Genomic DNA, 23415 nt, shown 5'->3' on the forward strand with positions numbered 1-23415 from the left:
ATGAAATACACCCCGGACTGCAATCAGAGATTTATCCCTGGATTTCAAATCGCCACCCGATTCTTTCCATTTAATTAGTTAGCCTTACAGTATTTCCTAATTTAGATTTGCTATTAAAAAAATGATCTATCAGGAGACATATCGTGACGACGTTTCGGAAAACACCTGACGCGAACCGGTTAATTGAGGTTGACACTCGCGAAAACGACAATGTACTTACTCGCATCGCCCTTAAGCTTACGGGCTGGATGGAAAAGTGGTTTCCTGACGCATTCGTTTTCGTTCTCCTCGCCGTTGTGTTCACGGCCGGAGGAGCGCTGGGCATAGGAGCGAGCCCTATTGCGATAGCAAAGGCGTTTGGCGATGGTTTTTGGGACCTCATCTCCTTCACTTTACAGGCGTCCCTTGTTGTCATCGGCGGCTATGTCGTCGCCAGTTCGCCGATTGCCGCGCGCACAATCCGCTCGCTCGCCGGCATTCCCAGGACAGGACCGAGCGCGGTTGCTTTCATCGCAACCGTCAGCTGTGTGACCTCCCTGCTGAACTGGGCATTCAGCCTGGTCTTTAGTGCGCTGCTCGTCAGGGAAATCGCACGACGCAATGCGGATCTTGATTATCGTGCGGCGTCCGCAGCAGCGATCCTCGGCCTCGGTAGCGTATGGGCACTGGGGCTCAGTTCCGCTCCTGCCCAGCTTCAGGCAAATGCAGGCAGTCTGCCGCCCGCGCTACTGCGCATCACGGGCGTTATTCCATTTAGCGAGACCATCTTCCTGTGGCAGTCCATCGTCATGCTCTGTGTCCTGCTCATCGTTTCGATAACGGTCGCCTATCTGTCCACTCCGCGCGGTGCGAATGCAATGACTGCACAATCTCTGGGCATCGATCTCAACGCTCAGGTCAGCCGCGAAAAGCGCGCTGAACGTCCGGGTGAGTGGCTCGAATGCAACAGGCTGCTGCCTATGCTGATCGTCGGAATGGCTGCCGTCTATCTGGGCTTCACAATGGCGGAAAAGGGCATTCTCGCTACGATATCGAATCTCAACACCTACAACTTTCTCTTTCTTGCACTCGGCCTGCTTCTGCACGGAACGCCCCGCCGCTTCACACGTGCTGTAAGCGCCGCGGTCCCGTCCGTTAGCGGCGTGCTGATCCAGTTTCCTTTCTATGCTGGTGTTGCGGCGATTCTCACGCACGCCGCAAATTCAAACGGTCTCACTCTCGCAACAGCGATTGCACACGCGTTCACCTCGTTTTCGGGTCAACAATTCGCTCCGGCGGTCGGCGTATATTCCGCCGTGCTTGGCGTTCTCATTCCTTCTGGCGGCGGGAAGTGGCTTGTCGAGGCCCCTTATGTGATGCAGGCCGCCAATAACGTCCATGCACATCTCGGCTGGGTCGTCCAGATCTATAACGCTGCGGAGGCGTTGCCCAACCTGATAAATCCGTTCTGGATGATCCCCGTGCTGGGTCTCGTGTCGCTAAAGGCGAGAGATATCGTGGGATTCTCATTCCTGCAGTTTCTGATCAATACACCGCTCGTCCTGTTCATGGCGTGGTTCTTCGCCGGCACGCTGCATTACCATCAACCCGTGTTTCCTTGACGAAGCTACGCCGCGCGACAGATTCCGTCATCATCGATACGCACAAAGCACTTAGTCGAACCTGGTATTCATTCTGGACCTTGAGGCAGTGGGAAGTCACACACACAGAAGGATGTCGATGAACAGCACTAACGAAATCACCTCGTTATCCGCCCTTACGCTCTCGGCGCTGATCCGTGAGCGGGAACTCTCATGTGTGGAAGTCACCGAGGCCTTCCTGAAAAGGATTGACTCGCTCAATCCCACAGTCAATGCGTTCTGTACCATTGCGCACGAAGTCGCGCTCGCCGCGGCAGCGAAGGGCGACGAAAACTTCGCAAAAGGACGCGCAATCGGGCCATTGCACGGACTACCCATCGCACTGAAGGACTTGACTCCAACCAGGGGAATCCGGACAACTCGAGGCTCGCTGCTTTATGCCGACCATGTGCCGGAGACAGACGCCGGACTCGTACACAGGCTCAAGAGCGCCGGTGCGATTATCGTTGGAAAGACAAACACATCGGAATTTGGCCACAAGGCCGTGACCGACAATCTTGTTTTCGGCCCCACTCGTAACCCGTGGAGCCTCGACCGGATTGCCGGCGGCTCAAGCGGCGGGTCGGCAGCGGCTGTGGCTGCCGGGCTCGTGCCCTTCGCAGAGGGAAGCGATGGTGCTGGGTCGATCCGCATTCCCGCCAGCCTGTGCGGAGTTTTTGGTTTTAAGCCGACATATGGGCGTGTGCCGGACGTTGCGGGAGCGTTCTCAAGCCACGCTCCGTTTTTTCACAACGGCCCGCTTGCCCGCAGCGTGGCTGATGGTGCATTCCTCTACCAGGCAATGACGGGTGAGGACTGGTCTCACCCATTCTCCATCCCGACGGAGCAGGACGTGCTTGCGTCCCTCGATACGGGAATAGCGGGACTGCGCGTCGGCTTCAGTTTTGACCTGGGTCGCTTTGAAGTCACTGACGATGTGAAGTCTGCCTGCCTCCGGGCAGTCAACGTGTTTGAAAGTCTCGGCTGCACCGTTGAAGAAGCCTCGATCGAGCTTCCGCCCGACATCGAAACAATGTTTTATACGCTGTGGCGGATAAAGTTGTCGGGTGCGTATGCCGGTCTTGCTGATCACGAGTTCGATCTTCTCGACCCCGTCGTACAGACCTTGATAAGGCAGGGCAAAGCATTGTCCGCTAGTGACTACAGTTACGCCAATCGCGGAAGGGAAATCGTTTGGGGCATATTCTCGGCGTTTTTCAGCAGCTACGATCTGCTGATTTGCCCGACTACTGCAATCCCTGCTTTTGCTTCTGACAGCGGCCCGCCTGCAACGATTAACGGGGTAAGCGTCGATCCTTTACTTGGCTGGCTCCTGACCTATCCGTTCAACCTGACCGGGAACCCCGCCGCCTCCATTCCTTGTCCCGTTGCGTCCGGCAGCATGCCCATTGGCATCCAGGTCATCGGCAGGCGACTGGCCGACTCGCTTGTGTTACGTGCATGCAGGGCCTTCGAGCGGGTTTCTCCGTGGCCCAGATTCGCAGATATAGTCTGAGGCAAACGCGACGCACATCAGGGCGTTTTCAAAACCCGGGTCCGCCTGAGACTGGACCCGGCAGCAGCACCGCGATGCGCGCGTACCAGGCGTCAAGCAGATGCGCACGAACCATCCTGTATATCTCCCAAAGACAGGATGTTGGCAGATTTCCGACGAAGTTAACACAGCCCCGTCTCACGGCGGCAACGTTCTGAATGTCTACAGACCCCGGCTGGCCGATCTCATCGGCGAACCACATCGGGCTCGAAGAACACCCATCTCACTTGTGGAAATCGCGCCTGCATGTCGGCCTCGATCACGTTGATCGCGTCGACCATCGCGCGCCCGCTGTCGTAGTCGATCATCTCTGCCTGCACGGCAACCACCACGTCCTTGCCCCATTGCAGCGTAATCAGGTTAATCACGCCGCGTACTTCAGGCCGGGCACGCACGAACGCCTCGACTTCGCGACGCACTTCCGGGCTCGCGGATTCGCCGACGATCATCGACTTCACCTCCGTCGCCACGAGCCACGCAATCACCATCAGCAGCACGCCGACGCCAATCGATCCCAATGCATCGAAGACCGGATTGCCCGTGATCATCGTCAGCAGCACCGCGACGAACGCAATGGCGAGACCCGCAAGCGCGGCGACATCTTCACCGGCAACCACCAGCAATTCCGACTCGCGCGTTTCGCGAAACCATCGCCACATCGACTTGCGCGGATGGCCCTTGCGGATTTCCCTGACGGCGCCCGCCAGCGAAAGCGCCTCGAGCACCACCGAAATGCCCAGCACCGCGAGCGCAACGTACGCATGCGAAAGCGGCTCACGCGCAATCAGACGGTGAATGCCTTCATAAACGGAAAACGCGCCGCCGACAAAAAACAGCAGCAACGCGACCAGCAGCGAATAAAAATAGATCTCGCGGCCCGACCCCATCGGATGCAACCGGCTGGCCGGCTTGCGCGCCTCGCGCAGGCCAACGAGCAACAAGATCTGATTACCGCAGTCAGCCGTCGAGTGAATCGCCTCCGCGAACATCGAACCCGATCCGGTGAACGCCGCGGCAGCGTACTTGCAGATCGCGATGCCCAGATTCGCGGCAAGCGCGTAAAAGATGGCCTTCGGTGATTCTTCTGTCATCGTGTGAAAAAGGATTGAAGGTTGAAGTCAGGCAGCAAAAAAAATCCGCCGACGATGACATGCGGCAGACATGCATCTGCTTATCCAGCGAAAGCCAGGACAGCGCCGCATGGCGCTGCCCTGATGCGTCTCACGCCCGTTCAAGCACCGCCATTTCGCGCACGATCACGAGCAGCATCGAAAGACTCGCGCCCCCCGTTGCACGCAGATCGGCAAGCAGCCGCGCGTAGCGTTCAAGCGCGGCTTTGCGCTTTGCGTCCCATGTCTCGACCATCGACTCCGGCGTATCGTGTTCTGAAGCAGAAGCGAGCGCGCTGGTCGTCAATGCACGTTTGAGGCGCGCCAGTTCGGCGAGCGCGGCCGCGCGCGCAAGCATATCCCAGTGTGTCGGCGTTGGGAGCGCCATCGCGCGTTCGGCAATCCAGCTGTAGTTCAGCCGCGTGCCAAGTGCGAAGTACACCCCCGCGACGAGTTCGAGATTGAGATTGCACGTTGCCGCCACCTCGGCAATGTCGAGCAGCTCGGCCGAAATTCCGCCGCTTGCCACGCGCAACGCCAGATCGCCATCGACGCCCGCATCCACCAGTACGCGCTGACGCTCCGACAACGCTTCCATATCGGCCTGCGGCAACAGCGCCGGCAGTTGTGGTGCGAGTCGCTGCACGGCCTCGCGACACCGGCCAAGCAGATCCGCCACGCCGCCATCCTGCACGGCGCCAAGCTGAAGCTGCCGCATGAACCAGAGCGCGGCACGCTCGAGCAGATGCGTGACCTCGACGAACATGCGTGCCTGAACGTCGTCGGCGACGCGGTTATCCAGTGCATCGATCTGCCGCCACACCGCGTTCAGATCGAACACGTCGCGCCCCATGATGCACGCGCGCACGATATCGCCCGGTTTCGCATCGGTCTCTTCCATCAGTCGATGCACGAATGCGCAGCCAACCCGGTTCACCAGCGCGTTCGTCAAATGCGTCGCCAGAATTTCGCGCTTTAGCGGATGCTGCGTCATCGGCGCGCTAAAGCGCTTTTGCAGCGGCCGCGGGAAATAATCGACCAGCATGTCCGCCACCAGCGGATCTTCAGGCATGTCGGATTCAAGCAGCGCGTCGTAGAGCCACATCTTGCTGTAGGCGAGCAACACCGCACGTTCGGGCGTGGTCAACCCCAGCTTGCCCGCCTGGCGCTCCGCGATTTCTTCGTCGGTCGGCAGGAATTCGATCACCCGGTTAAGGCGGCCAGCCCGTTCCAGCCAGCGCATCAGGCGCACCTCAGTGTCGAGCATCTCGACGCCATAGCGCCCTGCAATCGAGAGCGCCTGGGTCTGATAGTAGTTGTCGTGCAGCACCAGCAGCCCGACCTCGTCGGTCATTTCCGCGAGCAGCGCATTGCGCTGCTTCTCCGTCATCTCGCCATCGGCGACCACGAGACCCAGCAGAATCTTGATGTTGACCTCGTGATCCGAGCAGTCGACACCCGCCGAATTGTCGATCGCGTCCGTGTTGATGCGCCCGCCGCGCTGCGCGAACTCGATGCGGCCCAGTTGTGTCAGGCCAAGGTTGCCGCCTTCCGCGACGACCTTGCAGCGCAGATCCGCGCCGTTCACGCGCAGCGCGTCGTTCGCGCGATCGCCCACCTGCAGGTGCGTTTCGCCGCTCGCCTTCACATAGGTGCCAATGCCACCGTTATAGAGCAGGTCGACGGGCGCCATCAGGATCGCGCGCATCAATTCGTTTGGCGCCAGCGTGGGTGCCGTGATGCCAAGTGCCGCCTGCACCGCAGCGGACAACGGAATCGTTTTCGCGGTGCGCGGGAACACGCCGCCGCCCGGAGAAATCAGCGCGGTGTCGTAATCGGCCCAGCTCGAACGCTCCAGCGCGAAAAGACGGCCGCGCTCGGCAAGACTCGTCGCCGGGTCCGGAGTGGGATCGAGAAAAATATGTCGATGGTCGAACGCCGCGACGAGGCAGATATGCGGCGAAAGCAGCATGCCGTTGCCAAACACGTCGCCGGACATATCGCCGACGCCAACCACCGTGAAATTCGTCGTCTGCGTGTCGACGCCCATTTCGCGGAAATGCCGCTTCACGGATTCCCACGCGCCACGCGCGGTGATGGCCATGCGCTTGTGGTCGTAGCCAACCGAACCGCCGGAGGCGAACGCGTCGTCCAGCCAGAAACCGTATTCGTGCGAAATGGCGTTCGCGTAGTCGGAAAACGTGGCCGTCCCCTTGTCCGCGGCGACGACAAGATAGGGATCGTCCGGATCGTGACGCACCACGTCGGCAGGCGGCACGATCGCGCCGCCCGCGAGGTTGTCGGTCACGTCGAGCAACCCGCGCAGGAACGTCTGATAACACGCGACGCCTTCGCGCAACCATGCTTCGCGATCGGAAGGCGGCGGCGGATTCTTCACGACAAAACCGCCTTTCGAGCCCACTGGCACGATCACCACGTTCTTCACCATCTGCGCCTTCATCAGGCCCAGCACTTCCGTGCGGAAATCCTCGCGACGGTCGGACCAGCGCAATCCACCGCGTGCCACGCGCCCGCCGCGCAGATGAACGCCCTCGACACGCGGCGAATACACCCAGATTTCAAACATCGGTTTGGGCTCGGGCAAGCCCGGCACCTTCGACGGATCGAACTTGAACGAAAGATACGGTTTGGGCTCGCCGTGTTCGTCGTGCCGGTAATAGTTGGTACGCCGTGTCGCGTCGATGACGCCAAGAAACTGCCTGAGAATGCGGTCTTCGTCGAGATTGGGCACCTGATCGAGCGCGGTGCCGATCGCCTTGTTCAACTGCCCGATTCTTGCATCGCGTGTCGCGGTCGCGGACGGATCGAAATGCGCGATGAACAGGTCCACGAAGTGGCGCGCGATATCCGGGTTGCCTGTGAGCGCGCGCTCGATATAGGCGTCGCTGAAAGTGGAACCCACCTGGCGCAGGTATTTCGCGTAGGCGCGCAGGATCGTCACTTCGCGCGCGTTGAGTCGTGCGCGCAGCACCAGGCGGTTGAAGCCGTCGTTTTCGATCGCACCTGTCCAGACCTGTTCGAACGCATGTTCGAACAGGTCCTTGACGTGCTCGATATCGAACTCGACGTCATCCGCGAGTTCGAGGCCGAAATCGTGAATCCAGGCGGGCGTCGCATCGGGCGCCTCGATCAGGTACGGACGCTCTTCGTCCACGCGCACGCCGAGATTTTCGAGCATCGGCAGGCTGCGCGACAACGCAATCGGCTCGCCCGCCCGGTAGACCTTGAAGCGGAACGCGCGCGGCCCCGACTCGATCGGACGGTACAGGTTCATCGCAAGCCGGCCGGTACCCTGGAGACGCTCGATCAGATCGATATCGTGTACGGCCGTTCGTGCCGGATAGTCGTCGCGATAGCCGGCGGGAAACGAGTCCGCGTAGCGCTGCAGCAGCCGGTTGCCCTGCTCTTCGCCGAACGCGTCGAGCAACGCATCGGCCAGATCGTCCTGCCAGCGGCGGGTCACCTGCACGAGGCGCGCCTCGAGTTCGCGCGTGTCGACGTCGGGCATCGCGCCCGGCTCGGCATGCACGACAAAATGAATCCGCGCGAGCGTCGACTCCGACAGCAGCGGCGTGAACTCCACGCTCGCGCCGTTAAAGGCGCTTCGCAGCAGCTTCGCGATACGGTGACGCAGATCGGTGTTGTACTTTTCGCGCGGCACGAAAACGAGGCACGACACAAACCGGTCAAAGCGGTCGCGTCGCACGAAAAGCCGTGTGCGCTGATGTTCCTGCAGACGCAGCACGCCTAGCGCGGCGTCATATAGCGATGCTTCATCGGCCTGAAAAAGCTCGTCGCGCGGCCATGTTTCGAGCACGGTGACGAGCGACTTCGCGAGATGTCCCTTGGGCAGGAAGCCCGCCCGCCTGACGATATTCGCGCACTTGCGGCGCACGATCGGAATCTCGGCGCTCGACACCATATACGCCGTCGACGTATACAGCCCGATAAACCGCCGCTCGCCGATCACCTTGCCGTCCGCGCCGGTCAGCTTCACGCCGACGTAGTCGAGATACCCCGGCCGGTGCACGGTGGCCCGCGAATTGGCCTTGGTCAGAAAGATCGGCGACGCACCCTCGATAATTTCAGCCGCCGCCGGGGGCAACGGCGTCACGTCGGCCGAGCCCGCCGGGCGCTGCGTTTCGCGCAGGATGCCAAGCCCCGAACCCGGGACGCCGCGCAGTCCGAAGCCACCGCCATGCGATACCAGTTCGTAATCGCGCTGGCCGAGAAACGTAAAGTGATCCACCGCCATCCATTCGAGGAACGCCCGTGCCTCGACCGCTTCGGGGCTCTTCTCGTGTGCTTTCATGTCCTTGATCGTATTGCGCGCGATATCGACGATCTTCGACCAGTCCTCGACTGCCGCGCGCACATCGGCGAGCACCTTCGCGATATCGCTGCGCAGGGCTTCGAGTTTCGCTGCGTCGCCGCATCGATCGACTTCGAAGTGAATGAACGACGCAAGTTGCGATTGAGGATCCGCGGCATCCGCCGAACCCTGACCTGCCCGCACGATACTGCCGTCGCTGCCTCGCCAGATACGAAACACCGGATGCACGACCGAATGCAGCGCGAGGCCCAGCCTGTTGACCGCCATCGACACCGAATCGACCAGGAACGGCATGTCGTCGTTCACGATTTCGATGACCGTGTGGTCTGAGTGCCAGCCATGCTGTTCGAGTATCGGGTTATAGACCCGCAGCCGTTCGCTACCAGGCACAAAGCGCTGCGCGGTTTGCCAGTGCGCCATCGCGGCGCCATACAGATCGGCGATGCCACGGCTTTGCAGATCGTCGGCATCGACGAAGTCGTAGTAGTGCAGCAGAAACGGCTCGACGATCGCGAACGCGGGTTCCGGTAATCGGCCACGCGCGAACTCGACAAGATCATTCAGCAGATGCCCAACGGCCTCTTCGTTCCTGGCTTGCATGGCGTCCTCCACGGCGGGTGACCATCGATTGCACTGTCAAAGCGAAAGTATGCGCCTGCCATGTGAAAAGCAATGTGCGTCCGCACATCCGCGCCATCCTGCCGCCTCGGGGGCACCCCGTTGTGTCCTGCTCCGTGTTCCGGATTTTCTTCGCTTCTCCGCACACTTTCCGTGGAAGCGCGTTGCACGGAGACGGCCGCATCGTCTGAAAACAACTTCGTCGTGACATCAGCGTGACATCGCGGGTTATGTGGTCCAGCGCACAGATTTTTTCCCAGACCAAAACCACATGGACTCCAAAACAGTTCGTATAAAAATAGTGAATGTTGCTTAAATAACGAATCTCAGGGGTTCAACTAATTAGCGCTCTGGCAATGCATGAACTAGTCTTCTAAGGTCCATGTCAGCGTCGATAAACGGACCGGAAAATCCGGGTTGATATATGACGCGTGGGCTCGCATGACTGATGCTTCCATATGTATCAACGGACTGTCGCCGGTGTCGTCTGACGAGGCGTTGATGCGGGATTTCCGCTCGTTTCCAGCGCCGGATCCGGACCGTTCATGTCTTTAGCTCTGGCCTGTTGTCCGGTCAAAACCGGGATGGCTCAGCAGGCAGGATCATGGGAGATTGAACCATGAAGTGCGTGCCCTATCGACGCATCGGCGTCATCAGCTACGCAGCATTGCTGATGTTCAGCGCCGAAAGCCACGCGCAGTCACTCGAGACGCAGGCCGAACAGGCCAACCAGGCCGGCGTCGGCGCATTGCGCGACGAACTCAATCAACGCATCAAGGAAATCGATACGCTCAAGCGCAAGCTCGCCGAGCAGGAGGCGGGTCTTGCGCGACTCAGCCGCGCGCTGGATGCCGGCACACTCGATACCCAGCGTGGCACAGGGGGAACCGATGCCAACGGGTTGCCCGTCGGCACCGCCGCGCCGGACGCGGGCGCGGTGGCAGGCGCCGCCGCTGCCGCGCAGGCCGATACCTCGGGCCAGGCAACCGCGCCCGCGCAGACGGCGCAACCCGCTGCCGGTCAGACGGCGCAGCAGGCTCAGCCGGTGGGCCAGGCACCCGTGGTCGACTCACGTCCGCCTGCGGTCGCGCCGATCTTCGACCAGCCAGGCGTGCTGACGCCGCGCCATACGCTGGTGGTCGAACCGTATTTCAATTTTGCGTATTCGTCGGAGAACCAGCTTTCGCTCGTGGGGTACACGGTCATCCCGGCGCTGCTGATCGGGTTGATCAACGTGAGCGAGGTAAAGACGACGACGCTGACAGGTGGCGTTGCCTTTCGCTACGGCCTGACGAACCGGCTCGAATTCGAGCTCCGTGTGCCGTACGTGTATCAGACCAACGACACCGTGGCGCGCCAGATCTTCACGGGAGCCGCGTCGAACAGCGTGATCAGCAGCAACGGCAACGGTATCGGCGACGTCGAGATGACGTTGCGTTACCAGTTGAACGAAGGCGGCCCGGACAAGTTCTACTACGTCGGCTGGCTGCGCTTCAAGACGGCAACCGGCAGGGGCCCATTCGACGTCGTAACCGACTGCGTGACGACCTGTATCGCCAATACGACAGGAACCGGTCTGCCGCTGCGGCAACCCACCGGCTCCGGGTTCCTCGCGATCCAGCCAGGTCTCACCTGGCTCTTCCCGACCGACCCGGTCGTGTTTTTCGGCAACTTCAGCTATCTGCACAGCTTCGGGAAAGACGAGAGCCTCACGCTCATCAACGGCCAGGAACCGCTTGGCAAGATCCAGCCGGGCGACATCTGGGGATTCAACATCGGCATGGGCCTCGCGCTGAACGAAAAGGCGTCGGTCAGCATCGGCTACGACATGAGCATCGTTCAACCGACGAGCCAGAACGGCCAGACAGTGGTCGGTTCAGTGCGCACCATTCTCGGCACGCTGCTGATCGGCTATTCGTACCGGGTAACGCCGAAGACCACGGTCAACTTTTCGATCGGCGCCGGGTTGACGCGCGACACGCCGGACCTCTCCCTCACCATGCGCGTGCCGATCTCCTTCTGATTCTGAACAACGTGGCGGCGGTGCGCGGGCCGCATCGCCGTGCCATCGCATCCCCCAGCGACCGTACCGTATCTGCTAGCGTGGACGCACGGCGGTCATGAGCGCGGAATTCAGCGTCGAGCCGATGTTGAACGCCTTGAATGCGGCAAGCGAGTTGACACTCGTGTTGATCGTCGTCAGCGCCGCGACCTGCTGGTTGTTCAACGAGTTCTGGATGACCGAGCCGGTCAGCGCGGGCAACCCACCCGGCGCCACCGTGTTGTTCAATCCGTTCTGAACCAGCGCGCCGGTGTTGGCGTTCGCGAGCATCTGCGCCTGCTGCGGCGTCATCTGCGCGACGTTCGGAATGTTGAAGCTCGTCGACGCAACGAGATTGCCGTTCACGAATGCCTCGCGCGAAATGCCGAACGACACCACGAGGCCCGACGGCAGGTCGAACCCGCCGCGCATGCTGTCGAGACGGTCGCTGTCCACCGCGACAAGGTCCGCTGACGCCCACGCCGGGTCCTCATCATCGTGTTTCGTCACATACGGCATCGCCGGCTGGGCCGTCAGATCCACGGTGGATTTCAGCGACACGGCCGCACGTTCGAGCAGACCTTCTCCCGATGACGCCGTCACGGGTGCCGCTTCGTTCGAATGCGGGACGTTCGGGGGAACAGTAGCTGGCGTCGTGCGTGTCGCGCTACCGGTGCGGGCAACCGCTGAATCTGCGTTGCGCGTGATATTAGAGCGTGCGTCAGAAGTGGAAACGATGTGTCTGGCCGGATCATCCGGCGCGTTTGGCACAGGCGTGGAATTGTGTACCGTGCTCATCACTGGAACAGCGACGCTCACCGACACGCGCGGAACATCCGCAACGCGCGCGGACTTCGGCGCGGCATGCTTCAGTGGTGCGGCATTGTCGTCTGCTGAAACAGCCGGACGATCTTGCGCGCGTATGGGATGCGCAGCGTGCGTGACGTGCGCGACGTGTTGCACGGTAACCGTCACGGGCACGGCGGCAGCGCTTGTCGAACCGGCCGGCGCTTCGTCCGCCTGCAACGTGTCTGGAGCGGCATCCGCCGCTATCGGTGCGGCATCGTTTGCCGATGAAGCCGGGCCATCCTGCTGCGCATGCACGACATCCGGCACGACGCTCAATACCGCCTCGACATGATCTGCCGGCACAGCGTTCGACACCGCCACAACTTCATGCACCGACGCAACATCATCGGCAGACGCAACCGGCATCGCCTGCGAATCCGGGACCGCGCTCACCACCGGGGCACGCTCATCCACCGACACGGCAGGCACGGAGAACACCGTGTGTACGTACGGCACATGCGCGGCGTCAGGTACGACGATCGAAGCCTCGCCGGAACCCTGCGATGGCCAGACCGCCCTGCGCGCTGTGTACACGACATCGGACGTTGCATCCGTTTGCGAAGACGCAACCACATCCGTTGCAGGCGCAACACCCGCGCCAGTACCCGCATCAGCCTCGGGCACAACGTCGGGCACATCGCCTTGCGCCACGGGCTCCGTATCCCGAACGGTGTCGTCCGTCATGCCCGGCGCCGGGTCCGTCAGCGTATTGCGCAACGAAAGAACTCTTCCGGTAGCCAGCGCCGAAGGGTCGCTGGTCGCGGCCTCCGCGCCCAACGACGACATCGCCCCACACACAAGGGTCGCGATGCCAGCGAGCTTCAGATGTTCAGGTTTCATCATCGCTCTCAGAATTCACCGGGGCCGAGCTTCGGCACCACCACACTAAACAGGCCTTCGCGCGGAATGCCGGTGTAAAGCGGCGCATCCGGCGCGACGTGCCAGTCTCCGGCGTCGTTGAATTTCGCCATCTCGTGCCGGTTGTGAATCACGAACAGCACGCGGTCCTGCCACTTCTCCTCGAAACTCGCCTTCGACATCGCCCGCGTGCCGGTGGCCGGATCGCCAATCAGGATCCGTCCGTTGCGCACGCCCTTGATCACGACGAAGTGGTGATAGCCGTGTTCGACGATCAGCACGATCGCAGGCGTTTTTGTCTGCTCGAGCTTTTCGAGCGGTGCTTCATAACCGTCCGCCTCGAAACCCCGTGAGCCCAGAAAGCGCCGGATATCGAGCAGGGAAAATCCTTCCCTGCGGATTTTTTCCTGGTCGCCGTGCTGGAACATCTCGGCGAAGACCTGCTGTTCGTTGACCGGATAATCGTATTGATAGGTCAGCAGTGTCGCCAGTGCCGCCGAGCCGCAGCTGAAGTCATATTGCTGCCGGATGGTCCGCTTGAAACGGGCCTCCTTCAGGCTCGTCACGTGCATCGCGTAATAGCCGCCGGAAGGATCGGCGATGGCGATCGGATCCGCGAGGGCGGCCGACATCCCGACCCCGCACGAAAGCGCGATGCAGGTGGCGAAGAATTTCATCACTCAGTTCCCGAAGCGAACGTTCAGCACCGTCGCGTTCTGGATCAGCACGTTGGCGCCGGTGTTCTGAATGACCGTCGGCAGTCCGCTCGAACTGGCGAACGAACCTTCGCTGATCGAATTCGAGCCGGTCTCGACCTTGTAAGCCGAGTTGTTGGCCACCGCTCCGGTCAGGTAGTTCTGGCCAATCAGTACGTCGCCGCCCCGATGTTCATCGAGTTGTCCGTCGGTCATCGCCACGCCGAAGCTGTCGCGCGACGTGCTTCCGGATGCGGGTGTCGAGGAGGCGGTTGCAGGTGTGACGGTGTCGGACACCGTCGCGGGTGCGACCGGCGCTTCACCCGTCGCGGCGGCCTGCGCCGCGGGAGGAGGCAATGGCAACTCGTCCGCCGCCTGGGCAGCGAAAGCAGCTGTCGCCATCACGACCGGTAACACGAGCAGCGAAATACTCTTTCGCGCTTGCATGAATGTCTCCTTGGTCTTGCATGCGGCGAGCGGCAGCCGCATGAGCAGACCGGATAGTTGCGTGCTGTGCTGGCCGGAGGCCGGAGACCGGTCACGCTGTCTGCCTGACATCGTGCCGGTGCTGCCGTGAGGCGCTTCGGTGTGCGCCCCACGGCAAACCCCCTTTCAGCGTTCAGGAGAATCCACCATGGCTCAACGGCCCACAGTCAGATTCGCCTGCACGGTGACCGCCTGTTGCACGAGCGAAGCAGCGCCGGCGTTCTGGCTCATGACCGAGATACCCGCTGCCGACTGTGCCGCCGCCGTCATCGTGTTGCTCATGTCGAACGTGCCTGCATCGACCGCATTGGCACCACCCGCACCGCCCGCGCCGCCAACACCACCGTTGCCGGTTCCGCCGGTACCCGTGGCCCCTGCCGCGCCCGCTACACCTGCCGCACCTGCCGCACCTGCGCCGCCGGTTGCACTGCCGTTGCTGGCTGTCGACATCGAGCTGCCGTTGGTACCGCTACCGCCGGTACCCGTGCCGCCCGCGCCGCCATTGCCCGCGGTAGCGGTCGCCGCGCCGCCGTTGCCGCCGGTACCCGCGCCCGAACCGCCCGATGCCGTGACCGCGCCGGTCGTGCCCGCGCCGCCCGTCGCCGTGCCAGCTCCGCCGGTACCGCTACCCGCGCCACCTGCTCCGCCTGCGCCGCCCGCACCACCGGCCGACGTCGAGGTTGCAGTGGAGTGACGCACTGCGCTCGACCCGCCGCCGTCGCCGCCACCACCACCGCTGCCGCCCCTGCCGCCGTTGCCGCTGCCGTAACCGCCAATGCCGATGGCGGGGCCTCCGCCAGCCGCGCTGAGCGCGACGGACGATCCACCACGGCCTGTGCCGTTACCGCCCTGCGTGCCGCCGGCGCTCGCGGAGCCACCGCGGGCACCATCGCCGCCGTAACCCGTCCCGGCAGTCGCGCTGCCGTTCTTGACGTTACCGGCGCTTGCGCTGCCGTTCTGCGCACTACCGCCATCGCCGCCGCTACCGCTTGCGCCGGCGTTACCGCCATTGCCGCCGTAGCCGTCGCCGCCATAGCCCGCACCGCCCTTGCCACCACGGGCGCCTGCCGCGCTGCCCCAGTTCCCGGCGTTGTTGCCGATCCCTGAGACGCCGACATAGCTGACCGAGCCATTCAGCCGGGTCAGTGCGACAGCCTTGGAACTGTTAAAGGAGTCCTGATTCACCGCCGCATACGACGCGATTTCGTTGGCGTTGCTGCCACTCGTCGTCGTTTGATTGCCGGTTGCGGAAGCGGTCAGACTGTTCGCGCCTGTCGTGGACGTCTGGTCGCAGGACTTCGTGTTGTCGCTACAGGGGTTGGCCATTGCGTACCCGCTGCAACCCAGGGCCAGGGCTGCAGCAGACGCCATTAGCGTTCTTTTCATCACACTCTCCTGGTGCCTAATGGCCAACGGTCAGATTCGCCTGAACAGTGACGGCTTGCTGTACGAGCGACGCCATCCCGCTGTTCTGGTTCATCACCACAATGCCCGCCGCCGACTGTGCCGCACCCGTCATGGTGTTGGCCATGTCGAAGGTGCCCGCGCTGACAGCATTGGTTCCACCTGCGCCACCGGCACCGCCGACTGCTCCGTTGCCGACTCCGCCGTTACCCGTTCCACCCGCGCCGCCCGCACCACCAGCCGCGCCCGCCGCACCGACACCCGCGGTTGCGCTGCCGTTCGACGCCATCGAGCTTGCGCCGCCGTTGGTCGCCGAGCCGCCGGTACCTGTGCCGCCAGCACCGCCCGCACCCGCCGTCGACGTCGCTGCACCGCCGTTGCCGCCAGCGCCCGCACCGGAGCCGCCCGTACCCGAGGTCGCGCCAGTCGTGGCCGCTCCGCCGGTACCTGAACCCGCGCCGCCCGTGCCGCCGCCTGCACCGCCTGCCGCACCGGCGCCGCCCATACCGCCTGCGGAAGTTGCCGTCGCGGTCGAATGATGATTAGCGCGGGCACCACCGCCGTCGCCACCATATCCGCCGCCACCGCCACCGCCGCCGTTGCCGCCTACCGAGCCGCCAACGCCACCCGCAAAGCCGCCTGCTGCGAGGCTTCCTGCTGCGCCCAGCGCGCCGTTGCCGGAGCCATTGCCGCCCTGCGTGCCGCCCGCGTGCGCGGAACCGCCTCTGCCGCCATCGCCCGCATAACCGTTGCCGGCCGTTGCGCTGCCATTGGTGGCCTTGCCGGCTGTCGCGCTGCCGTTGTTCGCGTCGCCGCCGCTACCGCCGTTGCCGCCAGCGCCGCCATTGCCGCCATTGCCACCATAGCCAGCACCGCCATAGCCAGCACCGCCCTTGCCACCGGTGGCGCCTGCCGCGCTACCCCAGTTGCCGGCCTGATTGCCGATTCCGGAGACGCCGACGTTGCTGACCGTGCCGTCCAGCTTGCTCAGGGCGACGACCCTGGTGCTGTTGAAGGAGTCCTGCCAGACACTGGCGCCGGATGCAATTTCGTTGGCGTTACTGCCAGTGCCCGCTGTTTGAGTTGATGTCGCAGTGCTGTTCAGCGTATTGGCGCCGGTTGTAGAGGTCTGATCGCAAGCTTTTGAGTTGTCACTACATGGATTTGCCATCGCGTAGCCGCTGAAGCCTAAAGCCAAGGCCGCAGCGGACGCCAGTAGAGTCTTTCGCATGGAATCCTCCTGATCTTCATTCGGGGGTGGGCGGCTTGGCAGACTTCACCAATCCGCCGCACCTAAACGCATAGGCGATGCCATCTGCGTAAGTGCTTGAAATTAAAGAGGAAGATCGTTTTACCGCAATGCGGGACAATTTTCCGAGGGTTTTCCCTGTAGTTCTTTGTTTCGAAATTGAAACATGTAGCCATGCGAAACAACCGTCCCCGTTTTTTGTGCAATTGCACATTTCGTTTTAATTCAAACGGTTAGCGGTTGATCGTGAGACAGAAGATGTATTCCGAAAAACGTTTCGGTTTTGTCGGACCCAATTGATGCATGCGGGGAAATGTGGGCTCGGGACGTCCCACCAATTGGGGGTGCAGCCTTGGCTGGCGTGGCTTCTGTGCGATAGAACACATTTGTCGGGGGTCGAAAGAAAGAATCGCGATCCCCTCGAAAACGTATCTTTTGAAGTCAAGGCGCGTTTAAACGTTTGCTTTTCGCGGCCCTCATCACTCATTTGCGGGACGGGTAAACCCGTTCTGAGCGCACCGTATTTTGTATTTGATTCGCACTGCAGCAGAAATCGTTACCGGCTTTGTTCGACGAACTGACATCACCCAGCCAGTCATTGCGATATCTTGAATAAAGACCGGTCGTCTGACTGGATCATCCACCTGGAAACTGCTTCACATACCCACGCGGAATCGTCGTGCGGCAGGTCGTGACCCGCCCACGGATGCCGACGATGCGGCGCACGCCAGGCCGCGGCAAGCTGCGCGGAACACGCCGGATTCACGAGGCGGTCATCTTCCGACGAGAGGATCAGCGTCGGGCATGATGGCGGCGTTTTCCCCGCATTGAACTGCGCTGCAGCAAACAGCTGACGCAGTGCATTTGCGCGACTGACGGGCGAACTCATGCGGATGGCACGCCACGTCGCAAGATCGTCGATGATGTTCTGGCGATTGCCGCACGTCAACCGGTGAACAATCGCCTCCACCTGCTGCGGATCGCTCCACTTCGCCGCAATGCGCAACAGGTCCGGCCACGCCTGCGGACGTAGCCGTTCCCGCGCGCGACTGAACGGGCGCATGCTTGTGTTGATCAGAACAATGCGTTCGATATCCTGCGGGTGGCGCTGTGCCCACGCCGTCGCGACCATGCCGCCGAGCGACATCGCGAGCAGCCGGTAGGGCTTCGGCAGGCCGCTTTGCAATGCCACGAGCCGCACGAACCCAACCATGTCCGCGACGTCCAGCGGGGCCCGCAAACGGGTGTGGATGCCGTTGCCGGGCAGGTCGGGCAGCAGCACATGCTCCGTCTCCGTGGCGGTGCCCAGCAGCGCTGGCAGTACACCCCAGTGTCTCGCTTCGCGCGTGAGTCCGCGCAGCAAAATCCATGTGCTCATGTGTCCGCGTCCCGGTACCAGTGATCGATCGCGCTTTGCTGTAACTGCTGCCTCTGTTTGCCCTCGGGCAGCCAGCGATGCGCGGAAAACGCCGCGCGCGTGAGGAACTCAAGCAGGTTCGCGTGCCGCCTCAGCACGCGTGCCGTGCGATGCGCCTTCACCGGATTGAACATGCCCTGGCGTGAAAACAGTTGCCACGGATTTTTCTTGATCCACAGCCATGAGCCAAGCTCGAGCGTCATGGGCAGCATGACGTTCTGCGCGGGCGTGCGATCGTACGCGCAATCCCACAGGTCGCCGTGCAGCAGGTACTGATGGCTTTGCGGCTCGAACGTGTAGCCGTGATACGGATGCGCGCGCTCGAACATGGTCTTGAGCGCGAACATCTCCGGCAGATGACGCATCAGCTTGCGCGTGCGCGCATACGGAAACCAGATGCTGTCGCCCCAGCCGTATCCCGAATGACAGTCGAGCGCGAAGCTAAGGGGCCGCGTCGCGAGCTCGTTTTCGACGACCCGCAGCAGCGCCGCCGCTTCCGGCTCCATCGGCGCGCCGCGACTTCCGCGATACCACGGCAGCCACGCACCCACGCGCTGCCCGCCCGCGAGAAACGGAACCCGCGCATCGGCGTCCTGCGGCGCGTTGCGCATCAGGTCGACGCCGTTCGGATTCGCGCGCGTCGCGGCCCACATGCCACCGGGATTGACGATCGGCATGAAGATGAGGCGAATGGACTGCAGTTGCCGCACGAGCAGTTCGTCCCATTCCAGCCGGCCAGGCAGCGCGCGCATGTAGTCGAGCACGAGTTGCGTGCCGATGCGCTCAAGCCCGTGAATGCCGCCGAAGAAACCGATGGCCGGCGCCCGCGGATCGGTCGAGCCGATGCTGGCCATGTGGACCGCGAACACGCGTCCATGCACGCGCGTTTCGCAGACGGTGGTGATGTCGAAGCTGGCGCTGCCGTCATCGAGGATCGACTTGAGGTCCTCGTATTCCGCAAAGCTGTCGGGCAGGAAGCTGAGTGGTTGCATGGCGACGCCAGAATTCATTCAAACGTTAATGGGGACGGCACGCGCTGATTCGCCAATATATCCCGCAAGCGGGTCGCGAAGCATGACAACGCGTGTCGTTAAAGCGCGTGTCACGCCGGTGTCACGGAACGACACCGCCTTGCGCGGCAACGGCTTTCGCTTTCGCCTGATTAAAGATTCTGATAGAAAGGCGTGTCCGGCGACCTGTCCGGCCGCCGGCCGGGTTCCCCTGAAACAGTCACATGTCCGCGGTTGCCGCCGCCTTCCCGTCCAGGCTCTTGATGGAAACGTTTGTCGTCTTGCTGGTTTTGTTTTCCGCGTTGCTGCACGCCAGCTGGAACGCGTTTCTGCATCTTTCCGAAGACCGCATCTGGCTGCTCGGCATGATGGCGATTCCGTACGTGATCGTCAGCGCGATCGGCGTGTGCGTGCTGCCGTTGCCCGCGCCCGGCGCGTGGCCGTATATCGCGGCCTCCGTCGTGCTCGAATGCGGTTATTGCCTCGCGCTGATCCGCGCGTATCGCAGCGGCGACTTCGGCCAGATCTACCCGATTGCGCGCGGTCTTTCTCCGATGCTGGTCGTTGTCGGCGCGTTCGTCTTCGCGCATGAGGAACTCAAGCCGCTGGCCGTGGCCGGCGTCGCGCTCGTTTCGTCCGGCATCATCTCGCTCGCGTTTCGCCGCGACATGCGCTTCTCCGGCGAAAGCGTGCCGTTCGCGCTGCTCACCGGACTCTTCATCGCGACGTATTCGGTCGTCGACGGCATCGGTGCGCGCGTGTCCGGCAACGGACTCAGCTACATCATGTGGGTCTACCTGATCTGGAACGTGCCGCAGTTTCTGCTCGTGTGGAAATGGCGCGGCGGCGCCCAGGGCCTCTTCATCGGACGTGAAAAGGTCTTCAAGGGCATCCTCTCGGGTGTCATCGCGCTCACGGCGTACTGCTTCATCATCGAGGCGTACCGCTATCTGCCGATCGCGATGGTGTCGGCGCTGCGCGAGCTCAGCACGATTTTCGCGGTGCTGATCGGCTGGCTCGTGATGCGCGAAAAGCTCACGACGCGACGTATCGTTGCCTGCACGCTCGTCACGCTCGGCGCGGTGCTGATCCGGATTTGAGGGCGGGCGTTACGCCGCGCGTCTCGTCTCAAGCCTGGGCGAACTGCACGAGCGTCGAGTCGATTGCATCGGCAAGCGTGTCGAACGCGGGCGCGATCTCTTCGTCGGGTACGCACGCGTAGCCGATCAACAGGCCCGAAGGCGCGCTGGCCGGCTCGGCGTAATAGCCCGACAACGGACGCACGATGATATTGCGTTCGAGCGCCGCGGCCGCCACCGCGCGATCGTCGGCGTCGTCCGGCAACTGCATCACGAGATGCAGCCCCGCATCGCCGCCCACCGCCGGCAATTCATCCCCGTAGCGGCGCCCGGCGGCGTCGAGCAGTGCCTCGCGACGCTGCCCGTAGAGCGTGCGCATTCTGCGGATATGCGACGTGAAGTGCCCTTCCGCGATGAATTCGGCCAGCACCGCCTGCTGCAGCAACTGGCCTTCGCGATACAGCTCCGCGCTCGCCGTCGCGAAACTCTCGGCGAGCGCTTCGGGCACCACCAGATAACCAATGCGCAGCCCCGGAAACAGCGTCTTGCCGAAGCTGCCGACATAGATCACCTGCCCCGCCGTATCCAGTCCCTGCAGCGAAGCGAGCGGCCGGCTGCCGTAACGGAACTCGCTGTCGTAGTCGTCTTCGATAATCCAGCATTGATGCTGGCGCGCGTATTCGAGCAGCATCCGGCGCCGCGCGAGACTCATCACCATGCCGAGCGGATATTGGTGTGAAGGCGTGACGAGCATCAGCTTCGGCGGCTGTGCGAGATCGTCGGATGACGGGTTGATGCCTTCTTCGTCGACGGCGACCGGATGCGACTGCAGGCCCGACACGTGCAGCACGCTGCGCACGCCCCAGTAGCACGGGTCCTCGGTCCAGATCACGTCGCCGGGGTCTGAAAGCAGACGCACGGCGAGATCCACGGACTGATGGATGCCCGTCGTGATCACGATCTGCTCCGGCGTGCAGCGCACCGACCGCGACGTGCGCAGATACTCGGCCAGCGCATGGCGAAGCAGCGGCAGGCCACCACCCGGCGCGTACGTCAGCAGGTCCGGCCGCATGCAGCGCCAGTACTTGTTGTGCAGGCGGCTCCAGACGCGCGCCGGAAAGCGCGTGACGTCCGGCACGCCGGGCATGAACGCGCCCCACTGACGCTTCGACACGCCCGCGCCCGACAGCAGCCGCGCACCGCGCGCGGACAGCGCACGCGCGGCGGCCCGCGGCGCGGCATCGGAGGCGACAGTAGCCAGTGGAACGGAGGCGCTACCCGCCGCGCCTGTATCCGGAGCGCCGACGATCTCATCCGGCGCGCTGTCGGCAACGAACGTGCCGCGCCCCGTCGCCGAGGTCACGTAGCCTTCCAGCGCGAGCTGCTCGTAGACCTGCGTCACCGTATTGCGCGCGATACCGAGTTCGGCGGCGAGAAGCCGCGACGACGGCACCTTGCTGCCAGCGGGCAGTTCCCTCGACAGGATTGCCTGCTGGAGCAACCGGTGCAGCTGCCGGTAGACCGGCTGACCGTTGCCACGGTCCAGCCGCTGGGCCAGCCAGTCCGACAAAACGCTCGCGCGCATGATTGGCTCCTGTATTTTTATTGAAATGGCTCTGAAGTTTAGAGCCAAATCTGATTATAGTCGCTGCATGTGCTGTCAACGGGCGGCAACCCGATCCTGCCTGTTTCCAGCGTGTTTCCCGCGTATTCCCAGCGTATGCCCGACAACCCGGATGTGAAGGAGATGACCATGGCCGACAACAAGAACGCAGGACTTCAGGCTCGCAAGGACGCCGCCACGCCGCGCGGCGTTGGCGTGATGTGCGATTTCTACGCCGAGCGTGCCGAAAACGCCGAGCTGTGGGACATCGAAGGTCGCCGCTTCATCGACTTCGCGGCGGGCATCGCCGTGACGAATACGGGTCATCGTCACCCGAAAATCGTCGCCGCGATCCGCGAGCAGCTCGACCATTTCACGCACACGGCGTATCAGATCGTGCCGTACGCGTCGTACGTCGAACTCGCCGAGAAGATCATCGCCCGCGCGCCTGGCGACTATCCGAAGAAGGCCGCGTTCTTCACGACCGGCGCCGAAGCCGTCGAAAACGCCATCAAGATCGCGCGTGCCGCGACCGGTCGTCCGGGCGTGATCGCGTTCACGGGTGGCTTTCACGGCCGCACGATGATGGGCATGGCGCTGACCGGCAAGGTCGCGCCGTACAAGATCGGCTTCGGACCGTTCCCGTCGGACGTCTTCCACGCACCGTTCCCGAATCCGCTGCACGGCGTCACGACCGCCGATTCGCTGCGCGCCATCGAGCACCTGTTCAAGGCCGACATCGATCCGAAGCGCGTCGCCGCGATCATTTTCGAACCGGTTCAGGGCGAAGGCGGCTTCAATCCCGCGCCCGCTGACTTCGTGCGCGCGCTGCGCAAGCTCTGCACGCAGCACGGCATCCTGCTGATCGCCGACGAAGTGCAGACCGGCTTCGCGCGCACCGGCAAGCTGTTCGCGATGCATCATCACGACGTCGTGCCCGACCTGATGACGATCGCGAAGAGCCTCGCGGGCGGCATGCCGCTATCGGGCGTGGTCGGCCGCGCCGACATCATGGACGCCCCGGCGCCAGGTGGTCTCGGCGGCACATACGCCGGCAACCCGCTGGCGCTCGCCGCGGCGCACGCCGTGCTCGACATCATCGACGAAGAAAACCTGTGCGAACGCGCGACGACGCTCGGTGACCGCCTGAAGGCGAAGCTTCTCGCGCTGCAAGGCGAAGTGCCGCAGATCGCCGACGTGCGTGGTCCCGGCGGCATGGTCGCGGTCGAGTTCTTCAAGGCCGGCACGCGCGAGCCGGACGCCGACTTCGCGAAACGCGTGCAGACGCGCGCGCTCGAACGCGGCCTGCTGCTGCTGACGTGCGGCGTGTATTCGAACGTGATCCGCTTCCTGTTCCCGCTCACGATCCAGGACGCGGTGTTCGACGAGGCGCTCGCGATTCTCGAGGGCGTGTTGAAGGAAACGGTCGGCGTCGCCGCGTGATTCCGGATTTTCTCCAGACTGGCTCG

At 62.8% G+C, this 23415-nt stretch carries 15 protein-coding genes; 5 read left to right on the forward strand and 10 right to left on the reverse strand.

Annotated features, from left to right (window positions below):
* Positions 1 to 143: 143 nt before the first annotated feature.
* Both BLV45_RS15390 and BLV45_RS15395 read left to right on the forward strand, forming a co-directional pair.
* Entirely contained in the window at positions 144 to 1601 is a 1458-nt protein-coding gene (locus BLV45_RS15390) for a short-chain fatty acid transporter (protein ID WP_407671018.1), read from the forward strand.
* A gap of 118 nt (positions 1602 to 1719) precedes the next feature.
* Positions 1720 to 3135, forward strand: a complete 1416-nt coding sequence (locus BLV45_RS15395; protein ID WP_176954172.1) for an amidase — start codon at positions 1720 to 1722, stop codon at positions 3133 to 3135.
* Between the two features lie 224 nt (positions 3136 to 3359).
* Here BLV45_RS15395 and BLV45_RS15400 read toward each other — a convergent pair whose 3' ends face one another.
* Together BLV45_RS15400 and BLV45_RS15405 are read right to left on the reverse strand one after the other, a co-directional pair.
* A complete protein-coding gene (locus tag BLV45_RS15400) occupies positions 3360 to 4265 on the reverse strand; it encodes a cation diffusion facilitator family transporter (protein ID WP_090534486.1) in 906 nt (301 codons plus the stop codon).
* Positions 4266 to 4395: 130 nt separating this feature from the next.
* Entirely contained in the window at positions 4396 to 9237 is a 4842-nt protein-coding gene (locus tag BLV45_RS15405; RefSeq protein WP_090534488.1) for an NAD-glutamate dehydrogenase, read from the reverse strand.
* Positions 9238 to 9874: 637 nt separating this feature from the next.
* On the opposite strand from BLV45_RS15405, the gene BLV45_RS15410 reads away from it, so the two are divergent.
* Positions 9875 to 11278, forward strand: a complete 1404-nt coding sequence (locus BLV45_RS15410) for an acetate kinase (RefSeq protein WP_090534490.1) — start codon at positions 9875 to 9877, stop codon at positions 11276 to 11278.
* A gap of 75 nt (positions 11279 to 11353) precedes the next feature.
* On the opposite strand, the gene BLV45_RS15415 is transcribed toward BLV45_RS15410, so the two are convergent.
* The 7 genes from BLV45_RS15415 to BLV45_RS15445 all read right to left on the reverse strand — a co-directional run bounded on the left by BLV45_RS15415 (position 11354) and on the right by BLV45_RS15445 (position 19246).
* Positions 11354 to 12985: a hypothetical protein gene (locus BLV45_RS15415; RefSeq protein WP_143130434.1), complete on the reverse strand. Its 1632-nt coding sequence runs from the start codon at positions 12983 to 12985 to the stop codon at positions 11354 to 11356.
* An 8-nt stretch (positions 12986 to 12993) separates the two neighbouring features.
* Positions 12994 to 13680, reverse strand: coding sequence for a C39 family peptidase (locus tag BLV45_RS15420; protein WP_176954173.1), 687 nt, complete (start codon positions 13678 to 13680; stop codon positions 12994 to 12996).
* Positions 13681 to 13683: 3 nt separating this feature from the next.
* A complete protein-coding gene (locus BLV45_RS27915; protein ID WP_090534707.1) occupies positions 13684 to 14145 on the reverse strand; it encodes a hypothetical protein in 462 nt (153 codons plus the stop codon).
* Positions 14146 to 14337: 192 nt separating this feature from the next.
* Positions 14338 to 15570: a hypothetical protein gene (locus BLV45_RS15430; RefSeq protein WP_090534495.1), complete on the reverse strand. Its 1233-nt coding sequence runs from the start codon at positions 15568 to 15570 to the stop codon at positions 14338 to 14340.
* Positions 15571 to 15586: 16 nt separating this feature from the next.
* A complete protein-coding gene (locus tag BLV45_RS15435) occupies positions 15587 to 16819 on the reverse strand; it encodes a hypothetical protein (RefSeq protein ID WP_090534497.1) in 1233 nt (410 codons plus the stop codon).
* 613 nt (positions 16820 to 17432) lie between these two features.
* Positions 17433 to 18215, reverse strand: coding sequence for an alpha/beta fold hydrolase (locus BLV45_RS15440; RefSeq protein WP_090534499.1), 783 nt, complete (start codon positions 18213 to 18215; stop codon positions 17433 to 17435).
* Positions 18212 to 19246, reverse strand: a complete 1035-nt coding sequence (locus BLV45_RS15445; protein WP_090534501.1) for a M14 family zinc carboxypeptidase — start codon at positions 19244 to 19246, stop codon at positions 18212 to 18214. The genes BLV45_RS15440 and BLV45_RS15445 overlap by 4 nt, the downstream gene beginning before the upstream one ends.
* 281 nt (positions 19247 to 19527) lie before the next feature.
* Here BLV45_RS15445 and BLV45_RS15450 point away from each other — a divergent pair, with 281 nt between their 5' ends.
* Positions 19528 to 20364 carry a DMT family transporter gene (locus BLV45_RS15450; RefSeq protein WP_090534503.1) on the forward strand — a complete coding sequence of 279 codons (837 nt, stop codon included), beginning with the start codon at positions 19528 to 19530 and terminating at the stop codon, positions 20362 to 20364.
* 28 nt (positions 20365 to 20392) lie between these two features.
* On the opposite strand, the gene pdxR is transcribed toward BLV45_RS15450, so the two are convergent.
* Entirely contained in the window at positions 20393 to 21928 is a 1536-nt protein-coding gene (pdxR, locus tag BLV45_RS15455) for a MocR-like pyridoxine biosynthesis transcription factor PdxR (protein WP_090534505.1), read from the reverse strand.
* A 162-nt stretch (positions 21929 to 22090) separates the two neighbouring features.
* Between pdxR and BLV45_RS15460 the strand changes: the two genes are divergently transcribed.
* Positions 22091 to 23389 carry a 4-aminobutyrate--2-oxoglutarate transaminase gene (locus BLV45_RS15460; RefSeq protein ID WP_090534709.1) on the forward strand — a complete coding sequence of 433 codons (1299 nt, stop codon included), beginning with the start codon at positions 22091 to 22093 and terminating at the stop codon, positions 23387 to 23389.
* Positions 23390 to 23415 lie beyond the last annotated feature (26 nt).

The organism is Paraburkholderia sartisoli (assembly GCF_900107685.1).
Lineage (GTDB): Bacteria > Pseudomonadota > Gammaproteobacteria > Burkholderiales > Burkholderiaceae > Paraburkholderia > Paraburkholderia sartisoli.

Excerpts from the sequence above, each read along its gene's own strand:
- BLV45_RS15415 (WP_143130434.1), bottom strand. The coding sequence starts at position 12,985 with ATGAAACCTGAACATCTGAAGCTCGCTGGCATCGCGACCCTTGTGTGT.
- BLV45_RS15400 (WP_090534486.1), bottom strand. The coding sequence starts at position 4,265 with ATGACAGAAGAATCACCGAAGGCCATCTTTTACGCGCTTGCCGCGAAT.
- BLV45_RS15450 (WP_090534503.1), top strand. The coding sequence starts at position 19,528 with ATGGAAACGTTTGTCGTCTTGCTGGTTTTGTTTTCCGCGTTGCTGCAC.
- BLV45_RS15410 (WP_090534490.1), top strand. The coding sequence starts at position 9,875 with ATGAAGTGCGTGCCCTATCGACGCATCGGCGTCATCAGCTACGCAGCA.
- BLV45_RS15445 (WP_090534501.1), bottom strand. The coding sequence starts at position 19,246 with ATGCAACCACTCAGCTTCCTGCCCGACAGCTTTGCGGAATACGAGGAC.
- BLV45_RS15430 (WP_090534495.1), bottom strand. The coding sequence starts at position 15,570 with ATGAAAAGAACGCTAATGGCGTCTGCTGCAGCCCTGGCCCTGGGTTGC.
- BLV45_RS15460 (WP_090534709.1), top strand. The coding sequence starts at position 22,091 with ATGACCATGGCCGACAACAAGAACGCAGGACTTCAGGCTCGCAAGGAC.
- BLV45_RS15405 (WP_090534488.1), bottom strand. The coding sequence starts at position 9,237 with ATGCAAGCCAGGAACGAAGAGGCCGTTGGGCATCTGCTGAATGATCTT.
- pdxR (WP_090534505.1), bottom strand. The coding sequence starts at position 21,928 with ATGCGCGCGAGCGTTTTGTCGGACTGGCTGGCCCAGCGGCTGGACCGT.
- BLV45_RS15395 (WP_176954172.1), top strand. The coding sequence starts at position 1,720 with ATGAACAGCACTAACGAAATCACCTCGTTATCCGCCCTTACGCTCTCG.
- BLV45_RS15440 (WP_090534499.1), bottom strand. The coding sequence starts at position 18,215 with ATGAGCACATGGATTTTGCTGCGCGGACTCACGCGCGAAGCGAGACAC.
- BLV45_RS15420 (WP_176954173.1), bottom strand. The coding sequence starts at position 13,680 with ATGAAATTCTTCGCCACCTGCATCGCGCTTTCGTGCGGGGTCGGGATG.
- BLV45_RS27915 (WP_090534707.1), bottom strand. The coding sequence starts at position 14,145 with ATGCAAGCGCGAAAGAGTATTTCGCTGCTCGTGTTACCGGTCGTGATG.
- BLV45_RS15435 (WP_090534497.1), bottom strand. The coding sequence starts at position 16,819 with ATGCGAAAGACTCTACTGGCGTCCGCTGCGGCCTTGGCTTTAGGCTTC.